We start from the raw sequence: 23,948 nt of genomic DNA, 5'->3' as shown, positions 1-23,948 counted from the left end.
CATGGCCTTGGCGGAAGTTCGGGTAGAAGAGGTCGAGCCGATGGACAACGAGCCCCAGGCACGTCCCGAAGAGTTGCGGCTTCTCGAAGCGCTGCTGTTTGCGTCCAGCGAGCCGCTGGATACCGCGACCCTTGCCAAGCGCATGCCTGATGGCGTCGACGTGAAGGCTGCGCTTGCGCAGTTGCAGGCCGAATATGCGACGCGTGGCGTGAACCTCGTGCGCGTTGCCAACAAATGGACCTTCCGCACCGCCGGCGATCTTGCCTGGCTGATGACGCGCGAAAGCACCGAGACCCGCCGCCTGTCGCGTGCGGCGATCGAGGTGCTGGCAATCATCGCTTATCACCAGCCGGTGACCCGCGCCGAGATCGAGGAGATCCGCGGCGTCGTGACCTCGAAGGGCACGCTCGACGTGCTGCTCGAGACCGGCTGGATCAAGCCGCGCGGCCGCCGCAAGACGCCGGGCCGTCCGCTGACCTTCGGAACCACCGAGGATTTCCTGTCGCAGTTCACCCTGGAACAACTCGGTGACCTGCCGGGCCTCGAGGAGTTGAAGGGTACCGGTCTTCTGGATTCGCGTCTGCCGACCGGTTTCAGCGTGCCGACGCCGTCGGACGACCCGGCGCTGCGTGAGGACGAGGATCCGCTCGAGCCCGGCGACGATCTGGACCTTGCGCTGGCGCCCGCGCCCGAGCCGGAACCGGAGACGCCGCAAGGCGGCGGCGAGGGCAGCGACGAGGGCTGACGGCCCGTCGTTCTACGGTCTGCCCGACCAGTTAACACTAGCAAGATTGCGTAGTGCCAACAGCGAATTGGCGCTGCCTTGGTCCTTGTTTTTGACACCTGCGAAGCCTAGGTTTCGGTGAAGATCGGCCGGGTCCCCGGCCATGCGCGTTTGGAGGGTTGCAGGATGGGTTCGCTTAGCATTTGGCACTGGATCTTGGTGATCGCAGTGGTCCTGCTGCTGTTCGGCCGCGGCAAGATTTCGGATCTGATGGGCGACGTGGCGCAGGGCATCAAGGCGTTCAAGAAGGGCATGCAGGACGACGACAAGGTTGCCGACAAGCCCGACCCCGCCAAGTCCATCGAGCACAATGCCGCGCCGACTGCGGCACGGTCCGACGTCGGCAGCAAGGCCGTCTGAGCCAAAGATCGGCAGACGTGGGCGGTCCCGATCCCGTGCATCGAGGATTGGGCTAATCGCGGCTTGCCTGAACGGAAGACTTCATGTTCGACATCGGGTGGAGTGAACTGGTCCTCATCGCGGTCGTTGCGCTGGTTGCCATCGGCCCGAAGGAGCTCCCCGGTGTCTTGCGCATGGTCGGCCAATGGATGGGCAAGGCCCGCAAGATGGCCGCCGAATTCCAGGGCCAATTTCAGGAAGCCATGCGCGAGGCCGAAATGGCCGACCTCAAGAAGAGCTTTGACGAGGTCAAGGAAGCTGCCTCCGGCTTCACCAGCAACAATTTGATGACCTCGCTCACGAAGGACGTCAACGAGGCGCTGCGTATCGAGGACATCGACAAGCCTGCGGAGACCGCGGCCACGCCCGCGATCGAGCCGCCGGCGACTTCAAGCGAAGCGCCGGCGACTTCAGGCGAAGCGCCGGTGATGCCCACGACACCGGAAGCCCCGACGCCCGCGACCTTTGTGGAAGCGGAGGCACATGCGGCGGCAAATGAACCGCTCGCGATCACCCGCGAGGTTGAGCCGGCTCCTGTGACCCAGGACACTGTAGTCCAAGACACGGCGCTACCCGAAGCGATCAAGGACGCCAAAGCGTCATGACCGACGCCGACATCGAGGCCAGCAAGGCGCCGTTGATGGACCATCTGATCGAGCTGCGCTCGCGGCTGATCAAGGCGTTGCTCGGCTTTGGCATCGCGTTCATCTTTTGTTTCTTCTTCGCCAAGCAGATCTACAACGTGCTGGTCTGGCCGTTCGTGTGGGTCGCCGGGCCCGAGAATTCGAAGTTCATCTACACGGCGCTGCTGGAATATTTCATCACCCAGCTCAAGCTCGCGCTGTTCGGTGCCGGCTTCATCTCGTTCCCGATCGTCGCCACGCAGATCTACAAGTTCGTGGCGCCCGGCCTCTACAAGCACGAGAAGCAGGCTTTCCTGCCATATCTGGTCGCGACCCCGTTCTTCTTCGTGCTGGGCGCGATGCTGGTCTATTTCGTCGTCTTGCCGATGCTGATCCGCTTCTCGCTCGGCATGCAGCAGACCGGCAGCGACGAGACCGCGCAGATTCAGCTCCTGCCCAAGGTCGGCGAATATCTGTCGCTGATGATGTCGCTGATCTTCGCCTTTGGCATCGCCTTCCAGCTCCCGGTGATCCTGACGCTGCTCGGCCGCATCGGCATCATCACCTCGAAGATGCTGCGCGAGAAGCGCCGCTATTTCATCGTCATCGCCTTCATCATCGCGGCCGTCCTGACCCCGCCGGACGTGCTGAGCCAGTGCTCGCTCGCGATTCCCTTGCTGGCGCTCTATGAGGGCTCGATCATCGCGGTATCGATGGTGGAGAAGAAGGCGGCGGCTTCGCAGGCTTCCAGCGGCGCCTCGTCGAGCGCCAACCCAGCGGAATAAGGCACCGCATCCTTTGGCTGTCATTCCCCGCGAAAGCGGGGAATCCAGTACGCCGCGGCCCCTCCGTATCCTCGCGCTGTCTTTGGAATACTGGATCGCCCGCTTTCGCGGGCGATGACAGCTGTGCTAGGGGAAGCGCGCTGACCTACAACGTTCGCCGTTGTATGTGGACGCGCTGCCCCAGGACCACAGCCATGCACGACATCAAGACGATCCGCGACAATCCGCAAGCTTTCGACGCCGGCCTCGCCCGGCGTGGGTTGAAGCCGATGTCGGCGTCGCTCCTGGCGATCGACGAGAAGCGGCGTGCGGCGATCCTGGCTTCCGAGCAGGCGCAGGCCCGGCGCAACGCCGCCTCCAAGGAGATCGGCGAGGCCAAGAAGGCGAAGGACGAGGCGCGCGCGGCCAAGCTGATGGCCGAGGTGGCCGAGCTCAAGACCACGATGCCGGAGCTCGAAGCGGCCGCGAAGGCCGCCGATGAGGAACTGGCGAAAGAGCTGTCGGCGATCCCCAATCTGCCGCTTGCGGAGGTGCCTGATGGCGTCGACGAGCATGGCAACGTGCAGCATCACGTGTACGGCAACAAGCGCAACTACAGTTTCGCGCCGAAACTGCACGACGATCTCGGCACCGCGCTCGGCTACATGGACTTCGAGGCTGCGGCAAAGCTCTCCGGCGCGCGCTTCGTCGTGTTGAAGAAGGGGCTCGCGCGGCTCGAACGCGCGATCGGCCAGTTCATGATCGACCTGCACACCAACGAGCACGGCTACACCGAGATCACCCCGCCGCTGCTGGTGCGCAACGAAGTCATGTTCGGCACCGGGCAATTGCCGAAATTCGAGGATGATCAGTTCTGGGCGATCAAGGGCGAGCTGCTCGCCGCGCCAGACGACGGGCGGTTGCGGACTGAGCGTCTTGGCCTCATCCCGACCGCCGAGGTCTCGCTCACCAATCTCGCGCGCGAATCCATCCTCGACGAGAAGCAGCTGCCGATGCGGCTCACCGCGCTGACGCCGTGCTTTCGCGCCGAAGCGGGCGCGGCGGGACGCGATACCCGCGGCATGATCCGCCAGCACCAGTTCACCAAGGTTGAGCTGGTCTCGATCACGACGCCGGAAGTGAGCAAGGACGAGCTGGAGCGGATGCTCTCCTGCGCCGAGCAGGTCTTGCAGAAGCTCGGCCTGCATTACCGCGTGATGACGCTATGTGCAGGTGACATGGGCTTCTCGTCGCAAAAAACCTACGACATCGAGGTCTGGATGCCAGGCCAGGGCGAGGGCGGCATGTTCCGCGAGATCTCGAGCTGCTCGGTGTGTGGCGATTTCCAGGCGCGGCGCATGGATGCGCGCTCGCGCGGGCCGGACGGCAAGCCGCGCTTCGTCCATACGCTCAACGGCTCCGGCACCGCGGTCGGCCGCGCGCTGATCGCCGTGATGGAGACCTATCAACAGGAGGACGGCTCGATCGCCGTGCCGGACGTGCTGCAGCCCTACATGGGCGGGCTGAAGATGGTCGCGCGCGAGTAGGGCCGTCATCCGGCCGTCGCAATGTTGCGGCGACCGCTTGGGGTTGCGAAGATCGGATGGGCGGCTATCCTGACGCCCCTCCGATAGCTCCAACGATCGTCCATGGCCCTGCACCGCGACATCTTCTGGATCGGCAGACAATGGGCGGTGACCGGTTTCGGCATCCAGGCCGTCGATCAGCGGTTGCGCGGCGTGCTCGACATCGAGATCGCGCGGCTCTGGGACGACGATTTCGTGCAGAGCCGGCGCGCCAAGCCCGGGCTCAATCTCGAGGATTTTGACAAGGCACTGACGCTCGCACGCACGCGCTATCCGCAGGCGCCGCCACCAGAGTGTACGCCGGTGCGCGCGGCCACCGAGCTGCCGCCTGCGCCGGTCCCCGTCGCGCCACCGCCGAAACCTGCCCCGCCGGTCGTGCTCGCCTTGCGAGCGGAGGGCCGGCTGGCGCGCTTCCTGCCGCAATGGCGCATCCGCCGCTAGGCGAGAGGCCCGCCGACAGCCGTTGGTAGTTCCAAACCGCCCGGAACCTCCCGCATTTCGGCGGTTTGCCTGATCGGTCATAGCCGGATAAGACCTCCTCACAGCACCTGAGGAATCGATCTGACGCATGCGCATTCTCTGCACCAATGACGACGGTATCCACGCGCCCGGCCTCAAGGTCGTGGAGGAGATCGCGTGCGCCCTGTCCGACGATGTCTGGGTGGTGGCGCCCGAGCTCGACCAGTCCGGCGTCTCGCATTCGCTGTCGCTGAACGATCCCTTGCGCCTGCGCGAGGTCGGCCCGCGGCACTTCGCGGTGAGGGGCACGCCGACCGACTGCGTCATCATGGGCGCGCGTCACATCCTGGGCGCGACGCTGCCCGACGTCGTGCTCTCTGGCGTCAACAAGGGCCGCAACGTCGCCGAGGACGTCGTCTATTCCGGCACCATCGCGGGCGCGCTGGAAGGTACCATTCTGGGCCTGCCGTCGTTCGCGCTTTCACAGGAGTTTAGCGTCGAGACGCGCGAGCGGCCGCCGTGGGATACCGCGCGCAAGTTCGGTCCCGACATCCTGCGCAAGGTGCTCAAGGCCGGCGTGCCCAGGAACACCGTGATCAACGTCAATTTTCCGTCCTGCGCGCCGGAAGAGGTTCTCGGTATCCGCGTGACGCGGCAGGGCAAGCGCAACCTCGGCTTCCTCAGGATCGACGAGCGCCGCGACGGCCGCGGCAATCCCTATTTCTGGATCGGCTTCGAGCGTGCCGCGATGATGGACCTGCCGGAGGATGGCACCGATCTGGCCGCGCTACGCGAGCGTTACATCTCGGTGACGCCACTGAAGCTCGACCGCACGGATGAGGCCTTCTCGCAGGCTCTTGGCGAGACGCTGAAATAGGGACCGCGTCCACTGTCGCGTCCTCTTCGCGCCCCTCCTGCAAAAAAGGTCGAAAACAACCCCATGCAAAGTAGCCGGGGGCTGCCTGGTGGCGGATTCGTGTTTTACGAAATTGGTTGACGCGTCGGGCAAATCACCGGCACAATTCCATCATTGCAGCAGATGCGAGCGGCGCTAGCCGCCGCGCAGCGCGGACTCGATGGTCTTGCCAAGTGCGTCGAGCTGAAACGGCTTTTGCAGCGCCGGCCGGTCGCGATACTGCTCGGGCAGGCCGGATGAGCCGTAGCCGGTGGCGAAGATGAAGGGCCGGCCCTTGGCCTTGATGACGTCGGCGACCGGCGAGATCACCTTGCCGTTGACGTTGACGTCGAGGATGGCGAAATCGAATTCGGTCGACTGTGCAAGCCGCATCGCTTCGGCAATGTCGCCGGCCTCGGCCGCGACCTTGTAGCCAAGCTCTTCGAGCATGTCTGCGACCATCATCCTGATCATGACCTCGTCTTCGACGAGGAAAACAGAACCGCCCGCAGTCATCCGTGAGTCCTTGCCCTTCCCATCAAACGTTCGCAGATAAAACCATGCGACGCAACGAGCGTTTGGACAAACCCCAATCTGGAAATGCCGGCATGACCAATTCCGCGTAAAGCAGTTTATGTGGTCAGATGCCGTGACAGAAGTTTATCATGGGTTCCTGCGCCGGAACAAGAATCCTGCGGCTGCGACGAAGGTCTCAGCTGCATGGCAGGTTAGACCCGGCCGAGATCAAAACGCGACGAAAAATTAGCATGACCACCAATCAGCATCCGCCGGAAAAAATGATGTTTCAGCTCACGCTGCGACGTCGCGGCATCAGTGACCAGGCGGTGCTGCGCACCATGGAAGAGGTGCCACGCGATCTGTTCGTCGAGGCGGCTGACCGGGAGGATGCCTACCGCGACAGCGCCTTGCCGATCGCCTGCGGGCAGACTATCAGCCAGCCCTTCGTCGTCGCCTACATGACCGAGCAGCTTCAGTTGCAGAAGCGGCATCGCGTGCTGGAGATCGGCACGGGCTCCGGTTACCAGGCCGCAGTGCTGTCGCGGCTTGCCGGGCATGTCCTGACGGTCGAGCGCTATCGAAAACTCGCCGATACGGCGCGCGCCCGGCTCGAAAAGCTCGACTGCCACAATGTGGAAGTGATGCTGGGTGACGGTCTCGATCTGCCCGCCAATATCGGTCCCTTTGACCGCATCATCGTCACCGCCGCGATGGAAGAGATCCCGGACAATCTGATCGCCCGGCTGGAGGTCGGGGGCGTCCTGATCGCACCTGTCGGCCCCCATCAGGGGGTGCAGACCCTGATCCGCCTGACCCGCACCGAGACGGGGACCGAGCGCAGGGAACTCGTCGATGTTCGTTTCGTGCCAGCGCTGCCTGGCGTAGCGCGCGAGCTCTAGAATTCCGGATCGGCTGTGCTGCCAACACCTTATTGGGAGGGTTAAGCGGTTATTTACTCGGCACGTGTTTACTTAAAAAACCAGTTCAGTTGCGTACGAGTGAGTAACCATGTCCGCTCTTGCCGAGTTGCTTTACTCGCGCCGCGTGCCGCAGGTCGCGGTGCTGGCGCTGATCTCGTTCGGTTTCGCCGGATGCAGCGCCGATATGTCGTCGCGGCTTTCGCAATCCAACTTCTCCAACCCCTTCGCGTCCCAGGACTCCACGGGGTCGGTGCAGCAGGCGCCGCCGCCGCAGCGAGAGCTGCCGCAATATTCACGGCCGCAGACACAGCCCGGCTATTATCAGTCCCAGCCGTTGCCGCCGCCGGCGATCGCCGCGCCGCAATCCTCTCCCGTCGCAGGAGGCGGGGGTGTAGCCGGAGGCGGGCGTGGCATGGGGTCCTATGCGCCGCCGTCACAGCCGCATCTTGAAGCCACCGGCACCGTGCCGCCGCGCTCGGTTGCCGCGGCCCGTCCCTCCGGCGGAACCAAGATCATCGTCGGTACCAGCGACACGCTCGACGTACTTGCCAAGCGCTATCACGTCACCCCGCAGGCGATCCTTGCCGCCAACGGCTACAAGGGGCCGCGCACGCTCTCGCCCGGCCAGCAGCTCGTCATTCCGCACCCGGCAGCAACCGCCGCAGCGCCTGCGCCGGCATTGGCTCCGGTTGCCGCAGCGCCAGTCGCGGCGCCCGCAGCAAAGCCGGTGGCGGCCGTCAGCGCTCCGTCCAGTACCCACTTCGTCAATCGTGGTGACACGCTCGCCAGCATTGCACGCAAGAACCACATTCCGGTGGCTGAGCTCGCGCGCGCCAATGGTCTCGATTCCTCCGCCAAGCTCAAGCTCGGCACCAAGCTGACCGTGCCGGGCGGCAAGACTGCGGCCGTCGCCGCGCCTGCTGCCCCGGTGGCGGTGGCCGCCGCGCCCGTCGCCGTTGCCCAGCAGCCTGCCGCGGTCGCAACCGTGCCCGCCACCAGGGTCGCTTCCGCCGCGCCGCCGGTGCAGAGCGCACGGCTGGCGCAAGCCACCGCCAATGTCGAAGAGAAGTCCGCCGAAACGCCGGCGAAGGCCGCGGACGCCACCGGCGCGCTGCCGACCTTCCGCTGGCCGGTCCGCGGCAAGGTGATCACGAGCTACGGCGCCAAGACCAACGGCAAGAGCAATGACGGCATCAATCTCGCGGTGCCCGAAGGTACGCCGGTCAAGGCGGCTGAAGACGGCGTCGTTGCCTATTCCGGCAACGAGCTGAAAGGCTACGGCAATCTGGTCCTGGTTCGCCACTCCAACGGCTACGTCACCGCATATGCCCATGCGAGTGAGCTGTTGGTGAAACGCGGCGATACCATCAGGCGCGGCCAGGTCATTGCCAAGTCGGGTCAATCCGGTGAAGTGGCATCGCCGCAACTTCACTTCGAGATCCGTAAGGGTTCAAACCCGGTTGACCCGCTTCAATTCCTGAACGGGGCGTGAGGCGTTAATTCAGTTTAGGCTCTGGGAGCAGGGCGCGCGACCTGCGCAATGAAACTGTCATCGCCCGCCTTGTGCGCAATTGCGCACTGGGGCGGGCGATCCAGTATTCCAGAGACAGCGACGGGATACGGAGAAGCCGCGGCGTACTGGATTCCCCGCTTTCGCGGGGAATGACACCGGTGGGTTGGCAAGAGCCTTCCGACCTAATTCGGCGTCAGCTTCACACCCAGCCGTCCCGCCAGTTCCTGCACGAACTGCCAGGCGACGCGGCCGGAGCGTGAGCCGCGCGTGGTCGACCATTCCAGGGCCTCGCGCTCCAGCGCCTCGCCGTCGACCTTGATGCCGAAATGGCCGCAATAGCCGCGCACCATCGCGAGATATTCGTCCTGGCTGCAGCGGTGGAAGCCGAGCCACAGGCCGAACCGGTCCGACAGCGAGACCTTCTCTTCGACTGCTTCACCGGGGTTGATCGCGGTGGAGCGCTCGTTCTCGATCATGTCGCGCGCGAGCAGGTGACGGCGGTTAGAAGTGGCGTAGAGGATGACGTTGTCGGGCCGGCCCTCGATGCCGCCTTCGAGCACGGCTTTGAGCGATTTGTAGGACGCGTCATTGCCATCGAAGGAGAGATCGTCGCAGAACACGATGAAGCGGAAGGATGAGCTGCGCAATTGCTCCATCAGCGCAGGCAGCGTCTCGATGTCCTCGCGATGAATCTCGATCAGCTTCAATTTTTCGGCGGCTTTCCGGTGCGCGTTGATGCTGGCATGTGCCGCCTTCACCAGCGACGACTTGCCCATGCCGCGCGCGCCCCAGAGCAGGGCGTTGTTGGCAGGTAGGGCGTTTGCGAAGCGCTCGGTGTTCTCGATCAGGATGTCCCGCATCCGGTCGATGCCCTTGAGCAGGAAGAGGTCGACACGGCTGACCCGGGGTACCGCCGAGAGGCGGCCGTCCGGATGCCAGACGAAGGCGTCGGCACGCTCGAACGAGGTGGGCGCGTTAGTCCCGGGCGCCTGGGTCGAAAGGTGCGCGGCAATGGTCTCCAGCGCACGTACGATGCGCTCCTGCGCGAGGTCGGCGCCGTTCGCCGTGGGGCGTTTTGCCGCGAGGCGGGCGGACTTTCGGGTAGGTGTCTTGGTGGCCTTACCGCGGGCGGTTTTGCTTGGTTTTTTGGGCATGTCCGAAGTTCCTGAGAATGCAGCCTTATCGGGCCTGAGCGCCGCCGGCAAGGTGGCCAAATCGTCAGTCTGGCAGCGTTGCAATTGGGACCGCGGCCGCTATAGTCCGCGCGAAATTTGACCGGCCCGGCTGGCCTGAGGGGGCCATGCCGGCCCTCTCCCCGTTCACGAGGATCGTCCGAATGTTCATTACCCCTGCGTATGCCCAGGCCGCGGGCGCCGGCGACACCAACAGCATGTTGATGTCGCTGCTGCCGTTCGCCCTGATCTTCGTGATCATGTACTTCCTGATTCTGCGCCCGCAGCAGAAGAAGGTGCGCGACCATGCCGACCTCGTGAAGAACATTCGCCGCGGCGACACGGTCGTGACCTCGGGCGGCCTCGTCGGCAAGGTCACCAAGGTCGTCGATGACGACCAGATCGAGTTCGAAATTTCCGACGGCGTGCGGGTGCGGCAGATGCGCCAGATGATTTCCGGCGTGCGCGCCAAGGGCGAGCCGGCCAAGGAAAGCGCCAAGGACGACTCGGCGAGCTGATCGCTCGCTTGAGCCTCGTATTCTCCTGATCTGACAGGTTCACTCGATGTTGTATTTCACGCGGTGGAAGGCGCTGGGGATCATCCTGCTGGCGCTGATCGTGTGCCTCTGCGCGGTCCCGAACTTCTTCCCCGAAGCGCAGGTCAAGACCTGGCCCGCCTGGGCGCAGCGCCGGCTCGTGCTCGGCCTCGACCTTCAGGGCGGCTCGTATCTGCTGCTCGAGGTGGACTCCAACTACGTCAAGAGGCAGAAGCTCGACCAGATCCGCGACGACGTCCGCCGCGTGCTGCGTGACAACAAGATCGGGTACACCGGGCTTGTGACCAAAGGCGATGCCGTCGAGGTCCGAGTGAAGGATACCGACCTATCCGCCGCGCTCGAGAAGATTCGCGAATTGTCGCAGCCCTTGGGCGGTTTGCTCGGCTCCAATGGCCAGCGCAGCCTGGAAGTCTCCGACGCTGGGGGCGGCCTGATTCGTTTGACCGTGCCTCAGGCGGCCATCACCGAACGCATCCGGCAGACCATCGAACAGTCGATTCAGATCGTCGAGAAGCGCGTCAACGAACTTGGCACGGTCGAACCGGTGATTCAGCGGCAGGGAACCGACCGAATCCTGGTTCAGGTGCCGGGCCTGCAGGACCCGACCCGGCTGAAGATTATTCTCGGCCAGACCGCGAAGATGGAATTCCGCATGGTGGATACCTCTGTGCCGCCCGACCAGGCGCAGCGGGGCAGCCTGCCGGCCGAATCCGAACTCCTGATGAGCGCGTCGCCGCCGAATACCCCGTATGTCGTCAAGAAGCAGGTGCTTGTCGCGGGTGGTGATCTTACAGACGCCCAACCGGGCTTCGACCAACGCACCGGCGAGCCGGTCGTCAACTTCAAGTTCAATACGTCGGGCGCGCGCAAGTTCTCGCAGGCCACACAGGAGAATGTCGGGCTACCCTTCGCGATCGTGCTCGACAACAAGGTGATCTCGGCGCCCGTCATCCGCGAGCCGATCACCGGCGGCCAGGGCCAGATCTCCGGCAGCTTCACGGTGCAATCGGCGAACGATCTCGCGATCCTCTTGCGCGCCGGCGCGCTGCCGGCGCCCTTGACCGTCATCGAGGAGCGCACCGTTGGTCCGGGCCTCGGCCAGGACTCGATCGAGAAGGGCGAGCTTGCGGCGTATGTCGGCTCGATCATGGTCATCGTGTTCATGCTGCTGACCTACCGGCTGTTCGGCCTGTTCGCCAACATCGCGGTGGCGATCAACGTCGCGATGATCTTCGGCCTGTTGTCGCTGCTCAACGCCACGCTGACGCTGCCCGGCATCGCCGGCATCGTGCTCACCGTCGGCATCGCGGTCGACTCCAACGTGCTGATCTATGAGCGCATCCGTGAGGAGCTGCGCGGCGGCCGCAATGCGATCTCGGCGATCGACGCCGGGTTCAAGCGGGCGCTCGCGACCATCCTCGATTCCAACATCACGACCTTCATTGCTGCTGCCGTGCTGTTCTATATCGGCACCGGTCCGGTGCGCGGCTTCGCCGTGACGCTCGGCATCGGCATCATCACCACGGTGTTCACCGCCTTCACGCTGACCCGGCTGATCGTTGCCTGGTGGGTGCGGTGGAAGCGGCCGCAGAGCGTGCCGATCTAGGAGCCTGATTGTGACTCACTTCGTTCTCATCGGGCTTGGCGTCCTCATTGCCGTCCTCACCGTGGTTGCCGCGCTCGGCCTGCTGCCGTCGCTGCGCATCGTCCCCGACAATACGCATTTCGACTTCACGCGCTTCCGCCGCATCAGTTTTCCGATCTCGGCAGCGCTGTCGATCGTCGCCATCACGCTGTTCTTTACCCATGGCCTGAATTTGGGCATCGACTTCAAAGGCGGCACGTTGCTCGAGGTCAAGGCGAAGTCCGGCACCGCCGACATTGCTGCGATGCGCACCTCGCTCGACGCCCTCGGTCTGGGCGAAGTGCAGTTGCAGCAGTTCGGCGGCCCCGAGAACGTCCTGATCCGCGTCGCGGAGCAGCCGGGCGGTGACGCCGCACAGCAGGAAGCCTTGCAGAAGGTTCGTGGCGCGCTCGGCGACAGCGTCGACATTCAGCGCACCGAAGTGCTCGGTCCGCGCGTCGCCGGTGAATTGCTGGCCTATGGCATGCTCGGCCTGATGCTCGCGATCGTCGCGATCCTGATCTACCTCTGGTTCCGCTTCGAATGGCAGTTCGCGCTGGGCGCCATGATCGCCAACGTGCACGACATCGTGCTGACGATCGGCTTCATGTCGATCAGCCAGGTCGATTTCGACCTGACCAGCATCGCGGCGCTTTTGACGATTCTCGGCTACTCGCTGAACGACACCGTCGTCATCTACGACCGTATCCGCGAGATGCTGCGGCGTTACAAGAAGATGCCGATGCCGCAGCTCCTCAACGAATCCATCAACTCGACGCTGTCGCGCTCGATCATCACCCACGTCACGGTGACGCTGGCGTTGCTCGCGCTGCTGCTGTTCGGCGGCCACGCCATTCACAGCTTCACCGCGGTGATGATGTTCGGCGTGGTGCTGGTCGGCACCTACACCTCGATCTTCATCGCTGCGCCGATCCTGATCTATCTCGGCGTCGGCGAGCATCGCGAAGATGCGCCCGATACGGCTACGCCGGCGAAGAAAAACAAGGCATGATCCGAACCGCATGCCCTCGCAAGAGTTTGCGAGGGCAGTAGGCTCATTCGGACGAATCCCATGGCCGGCGATCCCAACGCTCCTCATTTCCCGCGCTCGGCGCCGATCGATGCCTATGGCAAGGGCGGCTTCGCCTTTGCCGGCATGTCGCATCGCGGCTCGCTGCTGTGCCTGCCCGACGCGATCTGGGCCTGGGACGTGACCGACCCCGCCAAGATCGACCGCTACTCGCTGGAGCGGGTCTTTGCCGCGGCCAACAGCATCGACACGCTCCTGGTCGGCACAGGAACCGGCGTGTGGCTGCCGCCGCCGGAGCTGCGCCAGGCGCTGAAGGCGGTGAGGGTGGTGCTGGACACGATGCAGACCGGCCCCGCCGTGCGTACCTACAACATCATGATCGGCGAGCGACGGCGTGTCGCGGCGGCCCTGATCGCCGTGCCATGAGTGGCGCACCGGCTGCCGACGCTGCCTTCTGCGCCGATCTCGTGCGCAGCCACGATTTCGCGCGCTACGCCGCGACCCTGTTTGTGCCCGCCAATGAGCGCCGCGCGTTGCTCGCGCTCTATGCCTTCAACGCCGAGATCGTCCGCGTCCGCGATCAGGTAACCCAGCCGCTGCCGGGCGAAATTCGCCTGCAATGGTGGACCGACATGCTGGCCGGCCATGTCCATGGCAGCGCCGAGGGCAATCCGGTCGCCGCCGAGCTCCTGATCGCGATCCGCGACTACGATCTTCCGGTCGAACCCTTGTCGCGGCTCGTCGAGGAGCACCAGTTCGACCTCTACAATGACCCGATGCCGACCATGGCGGCGCTGGAGGGGTATCTGACCGAGACGTGCTCGGCGCTGTTGTCGCTTGCGGCCCGGATCTGCGCGCGGCCGTCGGAGGCCATCGATCACCTGGCCCGCCATGCCGGCCTCGCGCAGGGCATGGTGCAGGTGATCGCCAGCCTGCCGCGCGATGCCGCGCATCGCCAGCTGTTCGTGCCGCAGCAGCTCTTGGAAGGCCATGGCAGCGCCATCGAGGAGGTGTTTGCCGCCAAGGAAACGCCGACGCTGCGCGCGGCTTTGGATGAGCTGGCCAGCGAGGCGCGAAAGCATATCGCGACGGCGACCTCGCTGCTGGCGGAGATACCGCTGCAGGCAAGGCCGGCGTTCCTGCCGCTCGCAGTGGCGCGCCGCGATCTGGCGCGCCTGTCCCGCGCGGATCGCAACCCCTTCCTGTCACAGCCGCCATCGCGGCTAGGAACCCTGTGGACGCTCTGGCGCGCGTCGCGCTCGCGGCAATTTACCAAATAGCGGCTCCTGTATCGCGGTAACAGGCCAAATGCCCTATATTGGCCTATGGCCGAAGCACTCGACACCACCTCGCAACGCACGCCGGATTCAGCGGTCGACCTGAGCGACCTTCCAGTGACGGTCGCCGATCTACAAGCGGCTGCGGACGTGGTCCGCGGCGCCGTCGTTCAGACGCCCTGCAACTACAGTCGCACGCTCAGCGCGATCTGCGGCTGCGATCTCTGGCTCAAGTTCGAAAATCTCCAGTTCACCTCCTCGTTCAAGGAGCGCGGCGCCCTCAACCGCCTGACCGCGCTCTCAGCGGAAGAGCGGCAACGCGGCGTCATCGCGATGTCGGCCGGCAACCACGCGCAGGGCGTTGCCTATCACGCCAAGCGCCTCGGCATTCCCGCGACCATCGTGATGCCGGTCGGCACGCCGATGGTGAAGATCGAGAACACCAGGCATCACGGCGCCGAGGTGATCGTCATCGGCGCGACCCTCGAAGAGGCTGCCACGTTCGCGCGCACGCGTGGCGAAGCGCGCGGCATGATCTTCGTCCATCCCTATGACGATCCGCTCGTCATCGCCGGGCAGGGCACGGTCGGGCTCGAGATGCTCAAGGCGGTGCCGGAGCTGGATACGCTGGTCGTTCCGATCGGCGGCGGCGGCCTGATCAGCGGCATCGCCATTGCGGCCAAGGCGCTCAAGCCGTCCTTACGAATTCTCGGGGTCGAGGCCTGGCTCTATCCCTCGATGTACAACGCCATCCATGACGGCAATTTGCCCGCGCGCGGCGACACGCTGGCCGAAGGCATCGCGGTGAAGTCGCCGGGCAAGATCACGACCGAGATCGTCCGCCGCCTTGTCGACGACATCGCGCTGGTGAATGAGGCCGAGCTCGAACGCGCCGTTGCGACCCTGATCTCGATCGAGAAGACCGTGGTGGAAGGCGCGGGCGCCGCCGGGCTCGCGGCGATCATGAGCGACCCCTCGCGCTTTGCCGGCCGGAAGGTCGGCCTTGTCCTGAGCGGCGGCAATATCGACACGCGGCTGATCGCCTCGGTCCTGACCCGCGAGCTCGCGCGCGAAGGACGGCTGACGCAATTGTCGCTCGACATCCCCGACAGGCCGGGCCAGCTCGCCGCCGTGGCGGCGCTGCTCGCGGAAGCCGGCGCCAACATCATCGAGGTTTCGCACCAGCGGACGTTCTCCGATCTGCCGGCCAAGGCGACGCTGCTTCAGCTCGTCATCGAAACGCGCGATGCCGCGCATCTCGACGAGGTCATGGCCAAGCTCGGTGCCTCCGGCCTGAGCGCGCGCTGCACGTGAGGTGCAGCTAGCTCGACGGCAAATCCGCCTCGAAATTGAAGCGGTCGCGCAAATTCTTGCGCTGCTCCAGGATGTCCTTGAGGAACGCGCGGTCCTGGTCGCTCGTCATCATAGGCTCGATCAGATCGAGCTGGTTCATCGCCACGAGCTGGAGGATCTCGGTGCGCGGCTTGCCGCTGGCGTCGCGCGGCAGGGCGTGCACGACCTGGATGTGCTCGGGCGGCTTTGGTCCCTTCGCAGCCGAGAGCTCGTTGCGCAGCTGGCCTTCGAGCGACGACTGGTCGGCCTCGACGAAGGCGTAGAGCCCGACGCCGGAACGGCGGTCGGCGAAGGCGACGATGGCGGTGTCACGCACGGCCGGATTCTTGCGGATCAGGTCGATGAGCACTGGCGCGTCGTTGACGAGCCTGCGGCCACCGCCCTCCCGGTCAGTGAAATTGAACAGCCCGCGGGTGATCGCGCGATAGACCTTCTTGCCGGTGGCGAGCCAAAGGCTCGCGGCAAAGGATTTCTTCGCGAGGATCTTGCGCTCCCTGGGCGTCAGCGCCTCGGGCGCATAGGAGCGCTTGTGCTTCAAAAGATGCCTGAGGTCCTCGTAGGCGAGAATGCGATACAGCCGGCCGCGACGCGCAAAGCAGGCGGCGAGCTGGAAATCGGTCACATAGGCGCGGCCGTCGCGGCCGACCAGCCAGTTCTGCTCCTTCGCAAGGTCGTTGTGGCAGATGCCGGCGCGGCGCAGCCGGCGCAGCGCGTCCTTGGCGGATCGGAAGTAGGCGACATTGCCGTGCGGCTTGGCCAGGTGCAGCGCGACGCCGTCGACGAAGCCGCGGACCAGCGCGCGGCGGCCGGCCCAGAGCAGCTCAGGACCGACGTTCAGGCCCTTTGCCAGCGCCAGCGCGTGTTTCTCTCGCGCGAACAGATGGCGCGCCAGCACGAACGACCACCACGGCACCTCGTCGAGCCGGCGCAGCACCGCATCGACCTCTCCGCGCTCACTCCTGAATCGGCCGCGCTCGACTGTCGAGAACACGTCGCGCTTCAAGAGCACGCCCTCGGTCCAGCGCGCCGCGAGATCAGCGGCGTCTTCTTTGGGTAGGCTCATGACAGGCTCACGCCGCTGCGGCGATGTTTTGGTGATCGGCGATCCAGCGATCGAGATCGGCGAGCGCGCGGGCGCTCAGCGCCTGTTTCTTGGCGACCGTCTTCTCGTTGCCGCGCAGCCGCGTGCCATCGGGCTTTTTGGTCGGCACGGTCGCGAGCGGCGGAAACAGGCCGAAATTGATGTTCATCGGCTGGAACGAGCGCGTGCCCGGCTCGATGGTCTCGATATGGCCGCCGATGATGTGCCCGAGCAGCGATCCCAGCGCGGTCGTCGCCGGCGGGCTTGCGAGCTGCTCGCCACGCGCATCCGCTGCCGCATAGAGGCCGGCGATCAGGCCGACGCTGGCAGATTCAACATAGCCCTCGCAGCCCGTCATCTGGCCGGCAAAGCGCAGCCGCGGCTGCGCGCGCAGACGGAGCTGGCCGTCGAGCAGCTTTGGCGAATTGAGGAAGGTGTTGCGATGCAGGCCGCCAAGGCGCGCGAATTCCGCGTTCTCAAGGCCCGGAATGCTACGGAAGATGCGCTGCTGCTCGCCGTACTTCAATTTCGTCTGGAAGCCGACGATGTTGTAGAGCGTGCCGAGCTTGTTGTCCTGGCGGAGCTGCACGATCGCGTAAGGCTTGGTCGTCGGATCGTTCGGATTGGTCAGCCCGACCGGCTTCATCGGGCCATGACGCAAGGTCTCGGGCCCGCGCTCGGCCATCACCTCGATCGGCAGGCAGCCATCGAAATAGGGCGTGTTGGTCTCCCACTCCTTGAACTCGGTCTTCTCGCCTGCAATCAGCGCGGCGACGAAGCCGTCATACTGCTGCTTCGTCATCGGGCAGTTGATGTAGTCGGCGCCATTGCCGCCGGGGCCGACCTTGTCATAGCGCGACTGGAACCAGGCGACCGACATGTCGATAGAGTCGCGATGCACGATCGGCGCGATCGCATCGAAGAAGGCAAGCGCGTTTTCATCCGTCAGCTCGCGGATCGCGTCCGCCAGCGGCGCAGAGGTGAGGGGGCCGGTCGCGACGATCACGTTGTCCCAGTCGGCCGGCGGCAGGCCGGCGACCTCGTCGCGGGCGATCTCGATCAGGGGATGTTCGTTCAGCGCCTTGGTGACGGCGGCGGAAAAGCCCTCGCGGTCGACGGCCAGTGCGCCGCCCGCGGGCACCTGGTTGGCATCCGCCGCGCGCATGATCAGCGAGCCGAGGCGGCGCATTTCGGCGTGCAGGAGGCCGACGGCGTTGTTGGCGGCATCGTCGGAGCGGAACGAGTTCGAGCAGACGAGCTCGGCGAGCCCATCGGTGCGGTGGGCCTCGGTCATGCGCCTCGGCCGCATCTCGTGCAGCACCACGGATACGCCTGATCTGGCGACCTGCCAGGCGGCTTCGGAGCCGGCAAGGCCCGCGCCGATGATGTGTACGGTCTTGGAATTGGGTCCTGTCATGGGCGCGACAGGTAGCGCTTTTCAGCGCCGAGTGGAATCGCCGTGATGGCGTTTCTCACCCCAGAAACGACAACGCCCGCACGAGGCGGGCGCTATCGGTTCGTCCGGTCCGTGAAGGGCCAATCAGCCCTTGTAGGCGCCGGCGGCAACGCGCGGAATGTCCGAACGGTCGAGGCCGATGTCGGCCAGCTCGCGATCGCTGAGCTGCGAGAGTTCAGCAACATTGCGCTGATAGTCCCGGAACGCGTGGATCATACGGATGAGCGAGAGCAGCATGGTAGTCTCCTGTAGTTCGATTCAGCCCTTGACCTGGGCGTCATCGTTGAAATGAATATAGATGGGACTGTTGCACTGCGGAAGTTCCGATGTTGCGATGCAGCTAAGCGAAGAGCGCATAGCAATAGTAAGGATCGATTAACGGGTTGGCAGTCCCGCCCAAGAGCTAGTCCCGGCGGACCTGCGAGCGTAATAACATCCCGTGAAATCACGGATTTATAGCATTTTCTGTTGGTTCCATCCGTTACAAAAATATGTCGCGCCAAGCCCGCCGCAAGCCGCCAGGCGGAATTCGCACCGCCATCTCGTATGCGCGATTCGCATGCATTATGATTCATAGAACTGATTTCTTGTTCACTGTTTTGTTCTGAAGCCGTTGGCCGGGAAGACCTGGTGTCGGATGGTTGTGAGTCGGGAGTGCCCAATCGCTTCGATTCGGAGTTGGCATCGATTCCTGCTTGCCCTGGTCAGAGGCCCAATCTCGGTCTGCGCGACCCCGACCGCGTCTCCCATTGTCTTCGCTGCGATGCACACACGCGGAGCGTGCAAGAGCCAAATTACAAAACTGTAATGAAAATCAGAATTTTCGCATGAGGCTCTGCACGCCGCGCAACTTCACGCGGTTCTCGCGGGGAATTCATTCTCGAAACTTGCGGCGGTCGACGAACAATCTCGCCCGCAGATTCCGGCAATGACGTCGGGCTGCGCACAATAAGAGAAGGAAGGTAACAATGAAGACGTTACTAGGGGTCATCGCAATTGCCGCCGTCGCATTCGCCGTCGCTCCCGCGCAGGCCGCGAAGAAGATGGGCGGATGCAGCGCGACCAATCTCGAGCAGACCGAGACCGCGATCGAGAACATGTCCGACGGTGACAGCAAGTTCACCGCGCAGAAGGAGATCGCTGCGGCTCAGGACGCGCTGTTGAACGGCAAGATGGGTGTGTGCGGCGCGCACCTCAACAAGGCGATGCACGCCACCGCGGGCAAGTAACGCCAGGAAACCAAGGAGGGCCGGTCGCGTCGCGATCGGCCCCTATTCTTTTGAAACTTCCTAGGGAGCGCGCGCGAGCTGGGTCGCGAAAGAGGCGACCGTCTTGGCGTAGACCTCGCTCTTGTTCCATTGCTGGAGCACCGCGAAGTTGGGGCCGCCGGGCTCAAAATCCTTGCCGCGCTGCCAGCCGTAGTTCGCAAGATAATTGGCGGTCGAGGCGAGCACGTCGGGCGCGCTGTGCAGGAGGTCGCGCCGGCCATTGCCGTCGAAGTCGACGGCATATTTCATCCAGGATGACGGCATGAACTGGGTCTGGCCGAGCTCGCCGGCCCAGGCGCCCTTCATCTCGTTCGGCGCAAGATCACCACGCTGAACGATGCGCAGCGCATCCATCAGCTCGCCGCGAAACTGCTCGGCGCGCCGGCAGTCATAGGCAAGCGTCGCGAGCGAGCGCAGCGTCGGAAACTTGCCGGTGTTTACGCCGAAATCGGTCTCCAGTCCCCAGATGGCGACCAGCACCTCGCCGGGCACGCCATAGCTCTGCTCGATCCGCGACAGCACCGAGCCGTACTGCTTCATCATGTTGGAGCCACGCTGCATGCGCGGCGGCACCATGCGGCCTGAGAACTCCTCAAAACTCTGGCTGAAGACTTTTTGCGAACGGTCGCGCGACAGTACGGTTTGATCGAGCGTGACGCCGGCAAGGCCGGCCGTGATCGCCTGCTGCGAGATGCCCTTGGCGGCAGCTTCGGTCTTGAAGTCGGCAACCCAGGCATCGAAATTGCCCGAACCGCAGGCAGATGCGGCGAGCGCGGGCCCGGCTGAGGCAATCGAGGCGGTGAGGGCGAAGGCTGCGAGGGCGAGACGAGAAATCGTCGGGGTCATTCGAACGGATCGATCCAATGATGTGGCATGACCGGCGGTGCGGAATGTCGGTTCCAACCGCGGCTAAAACAAGGCCCATGGGCCGGTGGCGTCTACTCAGGCACGAGCAGGGTTAAAGGAATGAAATCGGGCGAGTCCGCAAGCGATCAACCGGCGGACTCGCAGCAACGTGATTTCCGTTTCACTCCGATCGATTCCGCCAGGGGAACAGGTTGGCGGGAAAATCAGCAGCCGGCTTGCGCGGGCGCGGCGGCGGCGCGTCATGCCGTGCATTGGGATCGGACACGATCACCTTGCGATAGAGATGCCAGGTGGCGTGGCCGAGCAGGGGGATGACGACCGCGAGGCCGAGGAACGCCGGGATGGTTCCGAGCGCCAGCAGCGCTGCGACGATCACGCCCCAGGCCGCCATCGGCGCCGGGTTCTTCGCCACGGCGCGCAGCGAGGTCACCATGGCTTCGCCCGCGGTGGCGTGCCGGTCGAGCATCAACGGGAACGAGATGACGCTGATGCAGAGCGCGGCGAGCGCGAACAGGAAGCCGACGCCGCAGCCGACTACGATCAGCCACCAGCCCTGCGGCGTCGTCAGCACGCGCGTGAGGAAATCGGAAATACCGGTGACGCCCTCATAGCCGAATGCCGCCACGTAGATCGCCTGCGCGGTCGCAACCCAGGTCACGAACAGCGCGAGCAGGAGCGTGCCGAGCCCGAGCATAGCCCCGAAGGAGGGCGAGCGTAACACGTCCATGGCGTCCCAGGCGCTGGCGTCCTCGCCGCGTTCGCGCCGGCTGCTGAGTTCATAGAGGCCGAGCGCCGCGAACGGGCCGATCAGCGCGAAGCCCGCGGCCAGCGGAAACAACAGCGGTATCACCGAATAGCCCATTGCAACGCGTGCGAGCACGAGGCCGAGCACCGGATAAATGATGCAGAGCACGACGGCGTGGCTCGGCACCTCCTTGAAATCCTCCCAGCCGCGCTTGAGCGCGTCATGCAGATCGGACAGTTGGATGGTTCGGATGACCGGTCCAGCCGCATCAGCAGGCTGGGCCATACTGGGGACATTGCCGTGGTAGAGTGTGGCCATGATCGCTTGCTCCCTTGCCGCGCAGCCGAATGCTGCGCCGGCAAACGGCGCAAGCGGCCGCTATTTCCCAGACAATCGCGATTCCAGACCAGACGCGAAGACCGGCGGGGATCGCGAACTGAAATGAAAGCGTACTCCCATTCGCAGGAGCTGTCCCTCACGCCTGGGTGAAATTCGATGTCGCAGTGCAACCACGAATATGTCATTCGGTCGTCATTTCGCCGCAGATAAGCTGATGCTGTGACATGCTTCGCTCGAGCAGCGGACGCGACACAGAAACTTGGTCTATAGTGTTGGTACCTCAGGCCCTTCCAACCGATCCTTTTCGGGGAGCAGACATGAGCATCTTCAGTAAAATCGCCAGCGCGATCTTCGGCAGCCATCCTGCCGCGGCTGCGCCGGCCGGCGGAGCGACCTCCGGCGGAGCGCCGGCAGGCTCCGCGCCTTCGGCCTCCGCTCCTTCAGCCTCGGCGCCGTCGGCCGCACCTTCCGCTGCGCCATCCGCAGCACCCGCGCAGACCGTGGACGTGGCCGCGATCGTCGACAAGGCGGTCGCCGCGCACAAGGGCGAGAAGCTGGAATGGCGCACCTCGATCGTCGACCTCATGAAGGCGCTCGACATCGACTCCAGCCTTGCTGCGCGCAAGGAGCTCGCCAAGGAGCTCGGCTACACCGGCGATACCAACGATTCCGCCACCATGAACGTCTGGCTGCACAAGCAGGTGATGTCCAAGCTCGCCGCCAATGGCGGCAAGCTGCCGCCGGAGATCAAGCACTGACGGCAAGCGCCGTCGACGTTGAAAAAGGCCCGCGAGATCGCGGGCCTTTTTGGTGTCTGGCCTCTTAGTGTCCGGCCTTACGCAACGAGATCCGCATATTCCGGGTGCTTGTCGAGATAGTCGACGACAAAGCCGCAGCGGGCGACGACCTTCCTACCATCTCGCCGGATCAATTCCAGTGCGCCCTTCACCAGTTCGGATGCGATGCCGCGGCCGCGCAGCGCGCGCGGCGTCTCGGTGTGGGTGATGATCACCGCCGAGGTCGTCAGCCGGTAATTGGCGAAGGCGACCTCCTGGCCGACATCGAGCTCGAAGCGGCTTTTGTCCTTGTTGTCGCGTACCGATGCCGACATGCCAGTCCCTTCCCCCCGTCCTTGCAAGGCCTGATCTAGGCCTATGAACCAGCCTCTGCCAAGGCGCGACCAACGGACACCGTTGCAGGGGAGATATCCGTCACATGCGTGTCTCGGTCGGTCGTGTGGCTTCGCTGGCTGTGCTGACGCTTGCCTGGACTGCGCCGGCATCGGCTGCGGACGGTGAGGCGGTGTCGCAGGCCTGGGACGTCTGCATCGGGACCACGAGCGCGCTGGACGATCGCGTCAAGTCCTGCTCGGCGGTGATCGACGGAAAGAGCGAGACCGGCCGCAGGCTCGCCGCTGCCTATTGCAATCGCGGCCATGGCCTGACCGATAAGCGCGAGCTCGATGCCGCGCTCAGCGATCTCGACGAGGCCGTCAAGATCGATCCGACCTCCGCCTGCGCCTTCAACAATCGCGGGCGCGTCTATGCCTTCAGGCACGATTTCGATCGCGCTATCGCCGACTACGACCAGGCGATCAAGCTCGATCCGACGTTGGCGATTGCCTACAACAATCGCGGCGAGTCCCGCTACAACAAGGGCGACCTCGATGGTGCGATCGACGACTACGACACCGCCATCAAGCTCAATACCAACTATGCCATGGCTTACGGCAACCGCGGCCTGGCCTACTATCGCAAGCGCGACATGGCGCATGCGCTGGCCGACTACACGGCGCGCATCAAGCTTGCGCCCGATCTGCTGGCCTACATCGACCGCGGCAACGTCTATCGCGATAGCGAGCAGCTCGATCGCGCCGCCGCTGACTATGGCGAGGCGATCCGCCTGGCGCCGACCGACGCGCGCGGCTGGCGCAATCGCGGCATGATCCGCCTCTTTCAGGGTGACATCAGAGGCGGCCTTGCCAACTACGACAAGGCGCTACAATATGATCCCTCGGATGCGTTTTCCTGGAACAACCGCGGCCAAGCCAGGATGCAGCTCGGCGACAAGCAGGGCGCGATCGCCGACTTCCGCAAGGCGCTGGAGTTGAAACCAGGCCTGCCGACCGCACGCGAGGCGCTGCAGAGGCTGGGTGCGCTGTAGGGCGTGTATTCATGAAGGCGCAGACGTCAGCTGTCTGATGGTCAAGCGGAAATCTTGCGATCAGTCGGAGCATTGCTGCTCGTGGACCCTAAACGGAAATCGGGCGTCGCCTGATCGGATTCACAAAATCCCGCTCAATGTGGTTTGCGACAAGGTGCGTGGTTTGCTCCCTAAGTCGCGCGGGCCGTTCGCCACATCGGGTCAAGCTGAAGAACCCGGTGTCGCCTTCGAAGGATGTGCAGAGGACTCAGTCGTTCAGAGATGAGCACGCGGCAATAGCCATCCCATGATCTTCTGATACGGATCGCGATGACTGCGGACGAATGCGTTCTCGTTCTGCTGAGCGGCGGTCCTGGCGAATTCAGAAATCCCCTCCNTAGACTGCCGTTTATCCTTCGGAAGCTTCGCCCATTGGCGAATGATCTTCCGGCGGGCTTCGCGTTGCTTTTCCCTTACGTCATGCATCGGGACGCTCCTGAACAGGATTATTCCGGTCGACCTAGTATTGTTTGGGCTCACTAGAACTTCAACGTCCAATCAAGAACTCTTAGCCC

At 64.3% G+C, this 23,948-nt stretch carries 26 protein-coding genes; 18 read left to right on the top strand and 8 right to left on the bottom strand.

The window, feature by feature from the left end; genetic code table 11:
* Window position 1: 1 nt before the first annotated feature.
* The 7 genes from scpB (at window position 2) to surE (ending at window position 5,492) form a co-directional block, all read left to right on the top strand.
* Entirely contained in the window at window positions 2-745 is a 744-nt protein-coding gene (gene scpB, locus YUU_RS0140480) for an SMC-Scp complex subunit ScpB (protein WP_027527372.1), read from the top strand.
* A 165-nt stretch (window positions 746-910) separates the two neighbouring features.
* Window positions 911-1,144 carry a twin-arginine translocase TatA/TatE family subunit gene (locus YUU_RS0140475; protein ID WP_027527371.1) on the top strand — a complete coding sequence of 78 codons (234 nt, stop codon included), beginning with the start codon at window positions 911-913 and terminating at the stop codon, window positions 1,142-1,144.
* 83 nt (window positions 1,145-1,227) lie between these two features.
* Window positions 1,228-1,788: a Sec-independent protein translocase protein TatB gene (gene tatB, locus YUU_RS0140470; protein WP_027527370.1), complete on the top strand. Its 561-nt coding sequence runs from the start codon at window positions 1,228-1,230 to the stop codon at window positions 1,786-1,788.
* Window positions 1,785-2,591 (top strand): twin-arginine translocase subunit TatC, encoded by an 807-nt coding sequence (gene tatC, locus YUU_RS0140465; RefSeq protein WP_027527369.1) that lies wholly within the window; start codon window positions 1,785-1,787, stop codon window positions 2,589-2,591. The genes tatB and tatC overlap by 4 nt, the downstream gene beginning before the upstream one ends.
* A gap of 194 nt (window positions 2,592-2,785) precedes the next feature.
* On the top strand, window positions 2,786-4,117 hold the full coding sequence (gene serS, locus YUU_RS0140460) for a serine--tRNA ligase (RefSeq protein ID WP_027527368.1): 1,332 nt from the start codon (window positions 2,786-2,788) through the stop codon (window positions 4,115-4,117).
* A gap of 102 nt (window positions 4,118-4,219) precedes the next feature.
* Entirely contained in the window at window positions 4,220-4,597 is a 378-nt protein-coding gene (locus YUU_RS0140455) for a hypothetical protein (RefSeq protein ID WP_027527367.1), read from the top strand.
* 127 nt (window positions 4,598-4,724) lie between these two features.
* Window positions 4,725-5,492 carry a 5'/3'-nucleotidase SurE gene (surE, locus tag YUU_RS0140450; RefSeq protein ID WP_027527366.1) on the top strand — a complete coding sequence of 256 codons (768 nt, stop codon included), beginning with the start codon at window positions 4,725-4,727 and terminating at the stop codon, window positions 5,490-5,492.
* Between the two features lie 174 nt (window positions 5,493-5,666).
* On the opposite strand, the gene YUU_RS0140445 is transcribed toward surE, so the two are convergent.
* Entirely contained in the window at window positions 5,667-6,026 is a 360-nt protein-coding gene (locus YUU_RS0140445; RefSeq protein WP_027527365.1) for a response regulator, read from the bottom strand.
* A gap of 251 nt (window positions 6,027-6,277) precedes the next feature.
* On the opposite strand from YUU_RS0140445, the gene YUU_RS0140440 reads away from it, so the two are divergent.
* Window positions 6,278-6,928, top strand: coding sequence for a protein-L-isoaspartate(D-aspartate) O-methyltransferase (locus YUU_RS0140440; protein ID WP_027527364.1), 651 nt, complete (start codon window positions 6,278-6,280; stop codon window positions 6,926-6,928).
* Between the two features lie 109 nt (window positions 6,929-7,037).
* Complete coding sequence (locus YUU_RS0140435) at window positions 7,038-8,441, top strand: LysM peptidoglycan-binding domain-containing M23 family metallopeptidase (RefSeq protein ID WP_027527363.1); 1,404 nt, start codon at window positions 7,038-7,040, stop codon at window positions 8,439-8,441.
* 203 nt (window positions 8,442-8,644) lie between these two features.
* Here YUU_RS0140435 and YUU_RS0140430 read toward each other — a convergent pair whose 3' ends face one another.
* Window positions 8,645-9,616, bottom strand: coding sequence for an ATP-binding protein (locus tag YUU_RS0140430; protein ID WP_027527362.1), 972 nt, complete (start codon window positions 9,614-9,616; stop codon window positions 8,645-8,647).
* A 182-nt stretch (window positions 9,617-9,798) separates the two neighbouring features.
* On the opposite strand from YUU_RS0140430, the gene yajC reads away from it, so the two are divergent.
* The 6 genes from yajC to YUU_RS0140400 are packed head-to-tail and all read left to right on the top strand — an operon-like array spanning window position 9,799 to window position 15,436.
* Window positions 9,799-10,152 carry a preprotein translocase subunit YajC gene (gene yajC, locus YUU_RS0140425; protein ID WP_027527361.1) on the top strand — a complete coding sequence of 118 codons (354 nt, stop codon included), beginning with the start codon at window positions 9,799-9,801 and terminating at the stop codon, window positions 10,150-10,152.
* Window positions 10,153-10,198: 46 nt separating this feature from the next.
* Window positions 10,199-11,797 (top strand): protein translocase subunit SecD, encoded by a 1,599-nt coding sequence (gene secD / locus YUU_RS0140420; protein ID WP_027527360.1) that lies wholly within the window; start codon window positions 10,199-10,201, stop codon window positions 11,795-11,797.
* A 10-nt stretch (window positions 11,798-11,807) separates the two neighbouring features.
* Window positions 11,808-12,827: a protein translocase subunit SecF gene (secF, locus tag YUU_RS0140415; protein WP_027527359.1), complete on the top strand. Its 1,020-nt coding sequence runs from the start codon at window positions 11,808-11,810 to the stop codon at window positions 12,825-12,827.
* A 60-nt stretch (window positions 12,828-12,887) separates the two neighbouring features.
* Complete coding sequence (locus YUU_RS0140410; protein WP_027527358.1) at window positions 12,888-13,271, top strand: Mth938-like domain-containing protein; 384 nt, start codon at window positions 12,888-12,890, stop codon at window positions 13,269-13,271.
* Window positions 13,268-14,125: a phytoene/squalene synthase family protein gene (locus YUU_RS0140405; protein ID WP_027527357.1), complete on the top strand. Its 858-nt coding sequence runs from the start codon at window positions 13,268-13,270 to the stop codon at window positions 14,123-14,125. Before YUU_RS0140410 ends, YUU_RS0140405 begins: the two co-directional genes overlap by 4 nt.
* 45 nt (window positions 14,126-14,170) lie before the next feature.
* On the top strand, window positions 14,171-15,436 hold the full coding sequence (locus YUU_RS0140400) for a threonine ammonia-lyase (protein ID WP_051390159.1): 1,266 nt from the start codon (window positions 14,171-14,173) through the stop codon (window positions 15,434-15,436).
* A gap of 7 nt (window positions 15,437-15,443) precedes the next feature.
* On the opposite strand, the gene YUU_RS0140395 is transcribed toward YUU_RS0140400, so the two are convergent.
* From YUU_RS0140395 to YUU_RS57440, 3 genes are all read right to left on the bottom strand, one after another.
* On the bottom strand, window positions 15,444-16,538 hold the full coding sequence (locus tag YUU_RS0140395; RefSeq protein WP_027527355.1) for a serine/threonine protein kinase: 1,095 nt from the start codon (window positions 16,536-16,538) through the stop codon (window positions 15,444-15,446).
* A 7-nt stretch (window positions 16,539-16,545) separates the two neighbouring features.
* On the bottom strand, window positions 16,546-17,973 hold the full coding sequence (gene trmFO / locus YUU_RS0140390; protein WP_027527354.1) for a methylenetetrahydrofolate--tRNA-(uracil(54)-C(5))-methyltransferase (FADH(2)-oxidizing) TrmFO: 1,428 nt from the start codon (window positions 17,971-17,973) through the stop codon (window positions 16,546-16,548).
* A gap of 123 nt (window positions 17,974-18,096) precedes the next feature.
* Window positions 18,097-18,249, bottom strand: a complete 153-nt coding sequence (locus tag YUU_RS57440) for a DUF1127 domain-containing protein (RefSeq protein WP_084801802.1) — start codon at window positions 18,247-18,249, stop codon at window positions 18,097-18,099.
* Window positions 18,250-18,980: 731 nt separating this feature from the next.
* Between YUU_RS57440 and YUU_RS0140380 the strand changes: the two genes are divergently transcribed.
* On the top strand, window positions 18,981-19,241 hold the full coding sequence (locus YUU_RS0140380) for a hypothetical protein (RefSeq protein ID WP_027527353.1): 261 nt from the start codon (window positions 18,981-18,983) through the stop codon (window positions 19,239-19,241).
* 60 nt (window positions 19,242-19,301) lie between these two features.
* Here YUU_RS0140380 and YUU_RS0140375 read toward each other — a convergent pair whose 3' ends face one another.
* Both YUU_RS0140375 and YUU_RS0140370 read right to left on the bottom strand, forming a co-directional pair.
* On the bottom strand, window positions 19,302-20,126 hold the full coding sequence (locus YUU_RS0140375; RefSeq protein ID WP_027527352.1) for a lytic murein transglycosylase: 825 nt from the start codon (window positions 20,124-20,126) through the stop codon (window positions 19,302-19,304).
* Between the two features lie 181 nt (window positions 20,127-20,307).
* Window positions 20,308-21,210 carry a DUF2189 domain-containing protein gene (locus tag YUU_RS0140370; protein WP_027527351.1) on the bottom strand — a complete coding sequence of 301 codons (903 nt, stop codon included), beginning with the start codon at window positions 21,208-21,210 and terminating at the stop codon, window positions 20,308-20,310.
* Window positions 21,211-21,548: 338 nt separating this feature from the next.
* Here YUU_RS0140370 and YUU_RS0140360 point away from each other — a divergent pair, with 338 nt between their 5' ends.
* Window positions 21,549-21,989, top strand: coding sequence for a DUF3597 domain-containing protein (locus tag YUU_RS0140360; RefSeq protein ID WP_027527350.1), 441 nt, complete (start codon window positions 21,549-21,551; stop codon window positions 21,987-21,989).
* A 77-nt stretch (window positions 21,990-22,066) separates the two neighbouring features.
* Here the strand turns inward: YUU_RS0140360 and YUU_RS0140355 are convergent, their stop codons facing one another.
* Window positions 22,067-22,342, bottom strand: a complete 276-nt coding sequence (locus YUU_RS0140355) for a GNAT family N-acetyltransferase (protein WP_027527349.1) — start codon at window positions 22,340-22,342, stop codon at window positions 22,067-22,069.
* Between the two features lie 104 nt (window positions 22,343-22,446).
* Here YUU_RS0140355 and YUU_RS0140350 point away from each other — a divergent pair, with 104 nt between their 5' ends.
* Window positions 22,447-23,394: a tetratricopeptide repeat protein gene (locus YUU_RS0140350; protein WP_027527348.1), complete on the top strand. Its 948-nt coding sequence runs from the start codon at window positions 22,447-22,449 to the stop codon at window positions 23,392-23,394.
* The last annotated feature ends 554 nt before the right edge of the window (window positions 23,395-23,948 follow it).

Source organism: Bradyrhizobium sp. Ec3.3, assembly GCF_000472925.1.
GTDB lineage: Bacteria > Pseudomonadota > Alphaproteobacteria > Rhizobiales > Xanthobacteraceae > Bradyrhizobium.
Note: the sequence above shows the minus strand (reverse complement) of the source record. Positions and strands in the feature narration are given on the sequence as shown.

Coding starts and splice junctions, on each gene's coding strand:
- scpB (WP_027527372.1), top strand. CDS start 2: ATGGCCTTGGCGGAAGTTCGGGTAGAAGAGGTCGAGCCGATGGACAAC.
- YUU_RS0140475 (WP_027527371.1), top strand. CDS start 911: ATGGGTTCGCTTAGCATTTGGCACTGGATCTTGGTGATCGCAGTGGTC.
- tatB (WP_027527370.1), top strand. CDS start 1,228: ATGTTCGACATCGGGTGGAGTGAACTGGTCCTCATCGCGGTCGTTGCG.
- tatC (WP_027527369.1), top strand. CDS start 1,785: ATGACCGACGCCGACATCGAGGCCAGCAAGGCGCCGTTGATGGACCAT.
- serS (WP_027527368.1), top strand. CDS start 2,786: ATGCACGACATCAAGACGATCCGCGACAATCCGCAAGCTTTCGACGCC.
- YUU_RS0140455 (WP_027527367.1), top strand. CDS start 4,220: ATGGCCCTGCACCGCGACATCTTCTGGATCGGCAGACAATGGGCGGTG.
- surE (WP_027527366.1), top strand. CDS start 4,725: ATGCGCATTCTCTGCACCAATGACGACGGTATCCACGCGCCCGGCCTC.
- YUU_RS0140445 (WP_027527365.1), bottom strand. CDS start 6,026: ATGACTGCGGGCGGTTCTGTTTTCCTCGTCGAAGACGAGGTCATGATC.
- YUU_RS0140440 (WP_027527364.1), top strand. CDS start 6,278: ATGACCACCAATCAGCATCCGCCGGAAAAAATGATGTTTCAGCTCACG.
- YUU_RS0140435 (WP_027527363.1), top strand. CDS start 7,038: ATGTCCGCTCTTGCCGAGTTGCTTTACTCGCGCCGCGTGCCGCAGGTC.
- YUU_RS0140430 (WP_027527362.1), bottom strand. CDS start 9,616: ATGCCCAAAAAACCAAGCAAAACCGCCCGCGGTAAGGCCACCAAGACA.
- yajC (WP_027527361.1), top strand. CDS start 9,799: ATGTTCATTACCCCTGCGTATGCCCAGGCCGCGGGCGCCGGCGACACC.
- secD (WP_027527360.1), top strand. CDS start 10,199: ATGTTGTATTTCACGCGGTGGAAGGCGCTGGGGATCATCCTGCTGGCG.
- YUU_RS0140410 (WP_027527358.1), top strand. CDS start 12,888: ATGGCCGGCGATCCCAACGCTCCTCATTTCCCGCGCTCGGCGCCGATC.
- YUU_RS0140405 (WP_027527357.1), top strand. CDS start 13,268: ATGAGTGGCGCACCGGCTGCCGACGCTGCCTTCTGCGCCGATCTCGTG.
- YUU_RS0140400 (WP_051390159.1), top strand. CDS start 14,171: ATGGCCGAAGCACTCGACACCACCTCGCAACGCACGCCGGATTCAGCG.
- YUU_RS0140395 (WP_027527355.1), bottom strand. CDS start 16,538: ATGAGCCTACCCAAAGAAGACGCCGCTGATCTCGCGGCGCGCTGGACC.
- trmFO (WP_027527354.1), bottom strand. CDS start 17,973: ATGACAGGACCCAATTCCAAGACCGTACACATCATCGGCGCGGGCCTT.
- YUU_RS57440 (WP_084801802.1), bottom strand. CDS start 18,249: ATGCTGCTCTCGCTCATCCGTATGATCCACGCGTTCCGGGACTATCAG.
- YUU_RS0140380 (WP_027527353.1), top strand. CDS start 18,981: ATGAAGACGTTACTAGGGGTCATCGCAATTGCCGCCGTCGCATTCGCC.
- YUU_RS0140375 (WP_027527352.1), bottom strand. CDS start 20,126: ATGACCCCGACGATTTCTCGTCTCGCCCTCGCAGCCTTCGCCCTCACC.
- YUU_RS0140370 (WP_027527351.1), bottom strand. CDS start 21,210: ATGGCCACACTCTACCACGGCAATGTCCCCAGTATGGCCCAGCCTGCT.
- YUU_RS0140360 (WP_027527350.1), top strand. CDS start 21,549: ATGAGCATCTTCAGTAAAATCGCCAGCGCGATCTTCGGCAGCCATCCT.
- YUU_RS0140355 (WP_027527349.1), bottom strand. CDS start 22,342: ATGTCGGCATCGGTACGCGACAACAAGGACAAAAGCCGCTTCGAGCTC.
- YUU_RS0140350 (WP_027527348.1), top strand. CDS start 22,447: ATGCGTGTCTCGGTCGGTCGTGTGGCTTCGCTGGCTGTGCTGACGCTT.